Annotated in this window: 12 protein-coding genes; 3 read left to right on the top strand and 9 right to left on the bottom strand. The window is 53.6% G+C overall.

Annotated elements, in window-relative coordinates:
• The coding region (locus FFS57_RS11480) for a GNAT family N-acetyltransferase (RefSeq protein ID WP_349306733.1) at positions 1-922 on the top strand (922 nt) is incomplete at its 5' end.
• 89 nt (positions 923-1,011) lie between these two features.
• Here the strand turns inward: FFS57_RS11480 and FFS57_RS11475 are convergent.
• From FFS57_RS11475 to FFS57_RS11450, 6 genes are all read right to left on the bottom strand, one after another.
• Positions 1,012-1,431, bottom strand: a complete 420-nt coding sequence (locus FFS57_RS11475) for a GFA family protein (protein ID WP_137937926.1) — start codon at positions 1,429-1,431, stop codon at positions 1,012-1,014.
• Positions 1,432-1,505: 74 nt separating this feature from the next.
• Positions 1,506-2,369, bottom strand: a complete 864-nt coding sequence (locus tag FFS57_RS11470) for a hypothetical protein (RefSeq protein ID WP_137937925.1) — start codon at positions 2,367-2,369, stop codon at positions 1,506-1,508.
• Between the two features lie 146 nt (positions 2,370-2,515).
• The gene (locus FFS57_RS11465) at positions 2,516-2,995 is read right to left on the bottom strand and encodes an OsmC family protein (protein WP_137937924.1); all 480 of its coding nucleotides are present in this window, start codon (positions 2,993-2,995) and stop codon (positions 2,516-2,518) included.
• A gap of 36 nt (positions 2,996-3,031) precedes the next feature.
• A complete protein-coding gene (locus FFS57_RS11460; RefSeq protein ID WP_137937923.1) occupies positions 3,032-3,580 on the bottom strand; it encodes a DUF2939 domain-containing protein in 549 nt (182 codons plus the stop codon).
• A gap of 107 nt (positions 3,581-3,687) precedes the next feature.
• Positions 3,688-4,098: a hypothetical protein gene (locus FFS57_RS11455; protein ID WP_137937922.1), complete on the bottom strand. Its 411-nt coding sequence runs from the start codon at positions 4,096-4,098 to the stop codon at positions 3,688-3,690.
• 114 nt (positions 4,099-4,212) lie between these two features.
• A complete protein-coding gene (locus FFS57_RS11450) occupies positions 4,213-4,749 on the bottom strand; it encodes a MolR family transcriptional regulator (protein ID WP_137937921.1) in 537 nt (178 codons plus the stop codon).
• Between the two features lie 35 nt (positions 4,750-4,784).
• Here FFS57_RS11450 and FFS57_RS11445 point away from each other — a divergent pair, with 35 nt between their 5' ends.
• Entirely contained in the window at positions 4,785-5,087 is a 303-nt protein-coding gene (locus FFS57_RS11445; protein ID WP_137937920.1) for a DUF2845 domain-containing protein, read from the top strand.
• Between the two features lie 89 nt (positions 5,088-5,176).
• Positions 5,177-5,584, top strand: a complete 408-nt coding sequence (locus FFS57_RS11440) for a hypothetical protein (protein ID WP_137937919.1) — start codon at positions 5,177-5,179, stop codon at positions 5,582-5,584.
• Between the two features lie 52 nt (positions 5,585-5,636).
• Here FFS57_RS11440 and FFS57_RS11435 read toward each other — a convergent pair whose 3' ends face one another.
• From FFS57_RS11435 to FFS57_RS11425, 3 genes are all read right to left on the bottom strand, one after another.
• Positions 5,637-6,002, bottom strand: a complete 366-nt coding sequence (locus FFS57_RS11435) for a hypothetical protein (protein WP_137937918.1) — start codon at positions 6,000-6,002, stop codon at positions 5,637-5,639.
• Positions 5,995-6,846 carry a tetratricopeptide repeat protein gene (locus FFS57_RS11430; protein WP_137937917.1) on the bottom strand — a complete coding sequence of 284 codons (852 nt, stop codon included), beginning with the start codon at positions 6,844-6,846 and terminating at the stop codon, positions 5,995-5,997. The genes FFS57_RS11435 and FFS57_RS11430 overlap by 8 nt, the downstream gene beginning before the upstream one ends.
• A 126-nt stretch (positions 6,847-6,972) precedes the next feature.
• The gene (locus tag FFS57_RS11425) at positions 6,973-8,091 is read right to left on the bottom strand and encodes an ABC transporter ATP-binding protein (protein WP_137937916.1); all 1,119 of its coding nucleotides are present in this window, start codon (positions 8,089-8,091) and stop codon (positions 6,973-6,975) included.
• Positions 8,092-8,134 lie beyond the last annotated feature (43 nt).

Raw genomic sequence — 8,134 nt, 5'->3', positions numbered from 1 at the left:
CCCCAGCCCCCTGACCATCCGCCCATTCATGGAAACCGATGCCGATGGCGTCAGTGACCTGTTCCGTGTCGTGTATGGTGACTGCTATGTCTATCCCGACGTCTATCTACCTACCATGATCCGTCGTCACAATGCCTTGCAGCGTTGGCATTCTGCCGTGGCAGTGATGGGGGAACAGATCGTCGGCCACGCCGTGCTGTGGCGCCATGCTGATACGCCGGATCAAGCCGAATTCGCGCTCAACGTGGTTCACCCCATGGCCCGCGGCAATGGCATCGCCACCCACCTAGCCCGCCACCTGTGCGATTACGCGCGCGAACAGGGGCTGAGCATGCTGACCATCAAGCAGGTGTCGTCACACGGGCAAAGCCAACGGCTGGCGAATACGCTTGGATTTCATACCACGGCACTGATGCTGGATTATGTCGATTCGCCATTCGGCAACGATTGGCGCGAAAGCATCGTACTGGGTTGCCTGCCACTGCAGCCTCATCCCATCCCGGCCCTGGATTGGCCCAATCATTGGCGGGATTGGGTCTCCCCGATCACCCGTTACTTCGGCAGTTGTCCGGCACCTGCCGACACACCCACGACCCTGCCACTGACCATTGCCAGCCGGGAACACCGTATTGAAGTCACGCTGCATGATTTGCACCCCGCCCACGTCGATGAAGTGGCCAAATTACCCACCGAACGCCTGATCTACCTGAAGCTGGCGCTCACCCTGGACACACCAATCGCTTTGCAGCAACTGGAACAAGCTGGCTACCGTTGTGCCGGCCTGGTACCAGGACCACAGCAACACTGGTTCGCTCTGCTGCTGCGCGGGTATCACGCCCATGAACTGGAGCTGCGCTGTCCGATTGCCATGGCGTTGTATCAATGCCATGGCCACTTTGAACCGAGACGGGAAGTTGCCTGAGTCGGTGTTTGCAGCGGAATCCTGATCGAACACCAGGTACCGTTCACCCTCCTCAAACAGCATGCGCAGCAATCACTGCTGCGCATTTCCTAATTAAGATCGTCGCAGAAGGAATCAGGTGGGAAGCCCGCAAATTGTGGCAGGTGATCGGTAATTTCATACCAGGGCGCCTTGTTGGCGGTAAAAATATGCACGATCGGTTTCAACTTCGGATCATCGTCCAGCGTGCCTGCCGGGATGATGACATGGGCCCCTCCCTCCTCCAGCACAGGCATATTTGACCCACATCGCTCGCAAAAAGCCCTGACATTACCCGGTGACGAATCGAATCGTCTCACCTTGTCTTCGCCAGCCAACCAGCGGAAACCTGCCCCATCGGCATGAAGAAAACTTCCAAATGCCGCACCATGCACTTTGCGGCACATCGAGCAATGGCAATGATTGATGAACTGCGGCTCACCCGCCAGTTCAAAACGCACATCGCCGCACAAACATGACCCATTTACCATTCTGTATTCTCCTCCATTGTCATAACACGCCGGGATTTCATCCAGCTCCCGATCGCCACCTGAAGCGATCCCAATCAATCAGAACGACGCAACCGGGATCGCCAATACAGCCAAGCAGTCAGGCCAAATACAACAGACACCCCAGCGACACCCGTCATGAAAGCATGCCCGGCAGGTTGACGTGCTTCCAATGCTTGCAGACGCTTGTTGATCAGCGCCTGCTTGTTTGCACCATACGTCAATGCCGATCGATACCCGCCTTCCGGATCGTCGGTGTGTGTCAGACTGGCCAGATCCGCCTGGGTCAACAATAAATCACCCATCACCGGGTCGCGCTGATTCACCAGTTTCATTCGCTCTTTCAACACCCGCGATAACGCACGGTCAAGTTCGTCCAGTGTTCTGGCCTTACCCTGGAAATCCTGCAGCGGATCACGTGGCTTGACAGGCTCCGCCCCATTGCCAAAATCCACACCGGTAACATAGTGCGAATTCAACCAATCCGGTTGATTGGCCAGTGCCAGTTTCGCCTGCAGGATAGCCACATGTAACCATTCCGCACTTTGCGGGTCGTGCGGACTGCGCACCACGCTTTGCTTGATCCATTGCAGTGCCAACTGATTGTTGCCTATCAACTCATAAGCGGTCCCCAGGTTAGCAGCCGTATGGAAATGGCCAGGATACTGCTTCTCGATCGCCTCCAGTACCACGATCGCCTTGGCGTAATCCCCTTTCTGGATGCGTTTCACCGCATAATTGTTGGCCGCCTTGTAATCCCAGCCCTTTGCGCTGATATCTCCCGCAGCATCAACTGACATGCCCGCAGCCTGCATGGCATCCAGCTCCTCATAGCCGCTCAGGCAGGCCGATGCGGGCGAAAACAGGCCGCATAGGGCAAGCCACAGCACAGCCTGCCGATTGTGTTTGAACAATTGCAACAAGATATCCTTCAGTCATTTACATCACGCCAACGCATTCAACGCACCAGACCCGCCACAGCCTGCGTGATCCATTGACAACCCGCATCTGGGCGGACAGGTCAACATTCAGTTCACACCTGACACTTCATGAGTCGATCAATTGCCTACAGCTGGCTTCCATCAAACACCGGCTCACACCGGACTTCACTTTTCACTGAATTGGCGATGAAACACGCATCATGCGCCTCATGATGCATCTGCTCGATTTCCCGTCGGGTCGGCAATCGTTCGCCAGAGAACACCACGACAGGCCGAAGCGTCACCACGGTCATCGCCAGCTTGCCTTCCACATTACGTGCCATCACCCCGACAGCCGTATCTGCATACCGATCGACACGGAACTGGCGCTTGGCCGCAATGGAGAGAAACCACAACATGTGGCAACTAGACAGCGATCCAACAAACGCCTCTTCCGGGTCCACCGCAGCCTCGTCGGACATCGGCACCGGGACCACGTTCGGGGAAGATGAACCCACAACCTCAATACCGCCATCAAAACGTAGCCGATGTCGCCTGCTGTATCGGTTATCCAGAAATTGCTGCTCACCACGCAACCAGAGTACTTCAGCGGTGTACTGCGCCATGCATCGCCTTCCTTACTGTGTACGGTTCACCGCTCATCATGACAACGGCAACCGCAATGCGGACAGCTTCCAGGAGAACAAGCCGTTTCGCATGAACACCAGACCGACCGAATGTTCGATTGAGCCGTTTTTGTTCACCGTCACCACAAACCGGTCAAAGCTTTCATAGGCGGAAGTTGTGGTGGTTTCTGGTTTGTCTGATTGTGACTCAGTAGTGGTGGCCGTATCCTGATGCTGTAGATCGATAGCCTTGGGCTTGCTCCCCTTCATCAGTAGAAACAGGCTTTCCGGCGTGATCAGCGCATCGATCATCGGATCAACAATCTTTGCCGCAAAAATGGCACCCAGCACCCCTAGAGGATTGCTACCACTGCCTGCGGCCATTTCCGATGTCATCTTGGCATTGAAACTGGCTTTCAGGTTCTCGCGCAATGCAGGGAAATCAACATAACCTGCCAGCTTAACCGCATCCTTGGCCTCTGCCGCCGCCCGCATTTCACGAATGGCCAGATGCGGCGTGAAATAGAACCAAGTACACAATGCCACCATGACAATGGCAATCACAGCTTTAATCTTGTTTGACACGCTTTATGTTCCTAAATGATTGTCAACACCCTACGTTTGCAAAAGCATGAGACCGAACTGACTTCATGCCACCAAGGCACAGAAAGGCAACTCAGCAGACCATCGACTCAAGTACGAAGCCGCTTTGCCACCAAACGCGACCGAAGGTATGGAATACCCCAGGGTCGAATCGTGATACGCCAGGGTGCGTAGCCCTCAAATGTAGCGATCAGATTGGTTTCATCAACCCACTCGACACGATCAAGGTTGAAAGAGCTGTAGTAAAACGGGATGAATGGCAGGTAGGCAATCAGGCGGCATTCGGCATCAAGCAGCACAAAAATCGTTTCTTCTTCATATGGGCAGTCACAGTCCGTCACCAGCAAATACCCGTCCCGCAACTGGTATTGATGCAACAGACAATAGCCCGGCACGTCGGTCGCAGTCTCAATGCTGTCACAAAACAATCGTGTCCGACTGGGCCATTGCTCATAAGGGCCAGTATGCTTGGCCAGCGAAAATCGCGTAATCGGTGTCATGAGGTGATCTGGTGGGTAACGCAACGTTCAGTTCTGACGAGGTGTACAAACGAAGGCCCTACGAAAGTATGACAAGTTTGCGCAACAACACCAGGAGGGCTTTGTTAGCGGCGCTTAAAACGCACTCAACGCCATTTGCATCGCCTCCAGACGCTTTTGTTCATGATCGGCAAATCGCCAATTCGGGAACTCGATTCGGGCACGTTGATTTAGCCACAGCATGCATCGAATGGCCGCCGAGCCTTCTTTCATCACGGTACGATCAATCTTCCCGGCGATCTTCATTTGTCCAAATGCCGTTGCCAGCCGCGCACCACATTCCGACTTGAGATAAGTCAGATGGATTTCCTTCTGGCCCAACCAGCTGGCTATATCGCTCACCGCTGCATGGATCAACTCTGCCGGCACACCCAATCCCCAACTGGTGATCAGCTGATCCAGATACACCGGGACATTTGCCCGAGCACCGTAGTCGCGATACCAATCCTCCAACCCTGACAAGGCATCAAAGCCATCATCATTGCCAAACGGGCTGAAATCATCTGTCGCATCATAGTAGAAGTCATCTGTCGCCACAGCCACGAATCGGGGATGGCTTGTCGTACGGGACAGCCCTTCATCCGGGTCATCAAAATAGAATGAAGCGGGCACGCTGAATATCCTGTTGAAAGTGGGGTAGATACAGTATCGCATACACAGAGCATGGCTTCATTGCGGTAGAAGTATTACAGGACAAAAATGAAATCGTCGACGTTGGCACCCGCAAGTATGACGTGAAGTTACGCTGCGGTGAGCCCGCCATGGTGGAAACCATCTGGCGCAAAGTCCCCATTACCTGCGACAAGCACGGCAAGCCGGGCGAAACAAGCTACGCGCTGGAACCCATCGACCGTTGGACTTACAACCCCGGGCCAGGACAATTTATTACGTATCTGGATTTTGAAGAAGGCGAAGTCAAAACCATTCGTTATGGTAGCCGGATCAGGTGATGTGATGTATTCGCAATTGCAGGCACCTCGCGTTCACGGCAAAATCCACGTACATCGGCCACTGATGCCGTTTACAACAGGAAATCACCATGAAACATCTCCTTCTCGGGCTCACCTTTGGCCTATGCAGTACAGCCTTGTTTGCACAAGACACTTTGGCAGGTCAATTCGGGCATGCATTTGTAAAAAAACCGAATGAAGTGGTGTGGACCATCCAGCCCAAAGCCAACACCTATGAATTGATCATGCATGGCGACAATTCAACCACACAGCTGCACAAACTTTCCGACAAGGAACGTAGCACATTCTGGAAGAAAATGGACTGGCCACCAGCCAGCCAACAAGGTGCGGATTGTGCGGGTAATGATGAAGATCTATTCTGCTTTGTTCCGCCCAAACAGCGCGCAGCGATCACATGGTTGAAAGACAATCAATCAGGCTATTTCTTTTACAGTCAGATGGGTGGCGTGATGGAAATCAAGCGGATCAGCAAATAGTCCAGTCAAACTAGGCCGTATTGACAGCTGACCGGGGTATGCAGCCCTATCACTATTCACATGGAACATCATCCATCGTAGAAGGCTGTTCCAAGTAATGGTTGGGCTCCCAGCAGTGGTGGTGCAAGGGCAAGACGGCGACTGCGGCCAGATAAGGCAAGGTCACGAACACCAGTACCAGACCCACCGACCAACCTTTCTTTCGCCAAGGCTTATCAAGCTGACACGCAGACCAGATTGCCGTCAATGCAGATAACACAATCACACAACGGAACAAGTTATGCAGTGTGCGTTCGGTGAAAGTGTGGGGGATAAAATGAGCCAGGGCTTGTAGCAACTCAGATAAAACAAAGAAGCTCAGCCAAGGTAACAACACCGATACCAGTAAGACCAGCCTATATTTGGCGTTTCTACTCATCCCGATCCATCTTCTTTCGGCGTTTAACGAACCCAACCCAACCACCCAACAGCAAGACCCCGCCTGCCACTGTAGCGGCAATCCAAACACCCGCCTCATCATCCGGCAATCCCTGTAACCGGGTACGAGCCAATACGTGCTTGGTCGCACCATAGTCCAATGCCGATCGGTACAGGGTGGCTGCATTGTCCTGGCCCGCCAGGCTTGCCAGATCCGCTTGAGTAAACAGCAGGTCGGCCACAATCGCATCGTGCGGCTTCACCAATTTCATGCGCTCCGTCAATTGATACGATAACGCCTTGCGGTAATCATCCAATGTACGGGGCTGGCCCAGGAAATCGGCGGGTATCGTTGTTGGTAAAATCGGCTTCACCTGCTTGCCAAAATCCAACCCCGTCACCGTATGACTGGCAAGCCAATCCGGTTGCTGCTGCATGGCCAGCTTGGCTTCCAGAATCTTCACATGCAGCCATTCGGTGCCTTGATGATCCTGTGGGTTGCGCTGTACCCCTTCCTTGATCCATTTCAACGCCAGTTCGTTGCTACCAGCCAGTTCATACGCCGTGCCCAGATTGGCCGCCGTACGAAAATGGTCAGGAAATTTGTCTTCTATTGCCAATAGCAGCTCGATGGCTTTGGGGTGCTGATGCGATAAAATCAGTTCTACGGCGTAGTTATTGGCTTCTTTGTAATCCCACTCCAATATATTGAGCACGTTACGGGCATCAATCTTTTCCCCCTGCTCATTAACAATTGTCTCTACTTCTTCATAAGTGTTAAGGCAGGCATAGGTATTCAGTGAGAACAATGTAGCAAAGGTCAGTAGGGTGAAACGTAACTTCATGAAATCAAATTGCCGCAAAACGCAGCATCATAGCCAAGGCATTAGCCAGAGTCGATGCCCACCTTGCAATGCCATCAAGTACGACAAGCTTGCGCAACATCACCAGAAGAGCTCTGTTAGCGGCGCTTAGTGGCGCCCAGCAACATTACCAGGACATAACCGTCGTAGCGCGACACCCTGTTGATCAAACACATGAAACGCACTCGCCGGTGCTGATATCCTGATGTGTTCACCCCGGCCAATCATACGATTGCCATCGCCCCGCACCACCAGTTCGGCCCCCGAGTCCAGCATCAGGTAGAGATAATTGGCCTCGCCCAGATGCTCCACAATGTTTACCGTGCCGGTGAACACTTCGCTATGCGATGTATCTTCCGCAAGCTGTTCCGCACGGATACCCAGCGTAACCGCCTCACCAACCAGCTGATTGCTGCCATCCACTTCGGCCCGAACAGTTTGCCCACCAGCCAGCCCTACCAGTATGTGGTCTGTATCAATCTGCCGGATGTAGCCATCCAGCAGGTTCATTTTCGGTGAGCCAATGAAGGTGGCCACGAACAGATTGGCAGGTTGCTGGTAGAGCTCCAATGGCCGGCCAGCTTGTTGAATCTGGCCGTCATGCATCACCACAATTTTGTCGCCTAAGGTCATCGCCTCGACCTGATCATGGGTGACATAGACAATGGTCGCATTCAGTTCACGATGAAGCTTGGCAATCTCCAACCGAGTTTGCACACGTAATGCGGCATCCAGATTGGAAAGTGGCTCGTCAAATAGAAACAGCTTGGGCTCCCGCACAATGGCACGGCCAATGGCAACCCGCTGGCGTTGGCCGCCAGACAGCGCCCGTGGCAAGCGATCCAGCAGATGATCGATTTTCAGAATCCCTGCTGCATGGCGGATACGACGATCGATATCCGCTTTGCCCTCCCCCGCCACACGCAGGCCAAACGCCATGTTCTTGTAAACCGTCATGTGCGGGTACAGCGCATAGCTTTGAAACACCATGGCGATGCCACGTTCCGCTGGTGGCAGGTCATTGACGCGACGACGGTCAATCTGCATCTCGCCCCCGGTGATCTCTTCCAACCCACAGAGCATGCGTAACAAGGTAGATTTGCCACAGCCGGAGGGACCGACCAACACCACGAATTCACCGTGTTGGATATCGAGATCGATGCCGGACAATACCTGCTGCTTACCGTCGTAGGATTTGCTGAGGTTGTTGAGGGTTACGCTTGCCATAGTCGTTTCCTTTGCAATTGCAATGAGCAAACGCCCGCTTGCA

Origin of the sequence: Chitinivorax sp. B (assembly GCF_005503445.1) — a bacterium.
Lineage (GTDB): Bacteria > Pseudomonadota > Gammaproteobacteria > Burkholderiales > SCOH01 > Chitinivorax.
This window is presented reverse-complemented; position numbering and strand designations above follow the sequence as displayed.